Here is a 552-nt window from a genome sequence, read left to right on the forward strand (position 1 = left end):
CGTGGTGGCCGACTACGACTGCGACGGCGCCACCGCCTGCGCCGTGGCCGTGCGCGGCCTGCGCCTGCTGGGCGCGCGGCAGGTGGACTACCTGGTGCCCGACCGCATGGCGGACGGCTACGGCCTCACCCCCAGCATCGCGCGCCGCGTGCACGAGCGCGGCGCCGACATGCTCATCACCGTGGACAACGGCATCGCCAGCGTGGACGGCGTGGCCGAGGCCAAGGCGCTGGGCCTGCAGGTGCTCGTCACCGACCACCACCTGCCCGGCCCCGCGCTGCCGTTGGCCGATGCCATGGTCAACCCCAACCAGCCCGGCTGCAGCTTCGAGAGCAAATCCATCGCCGGCGTGGGCGTCATGTTCTACGTGCTGATGGCGCTGCGCGCCGAGCTGCGCGAACGCGGCGTGTTCGACAAGGCCAGCCAGCCCAAGCTGGAGCCGCTGCTGCCGCTGGTCGCGCTGGGCACCGTGGCCGACGTGGTGCGCCTCGACAGCAACAACCGCCGCCTGGTGGCCCAGGGCCTGCGCCGCATCCGCGCGGGGCGCCATGC

General features: G+C 73.6%; 1 protein-coding gene. It reads left to right on the forward strand.

Features of this window, described 5'->3' with window-relative positions; translation table 11 throughout:
• Positions 1-552 (forward strand): DHH family phosphoesterase (locus AC27IQ_RS26900; protein WP_487091528.1); only part of this gene is annotated, 552 nt, incomplete at both ends.

It is taken from the genome of Acidovorax sp. KPB24-07 (assembly GCF_057543315.1).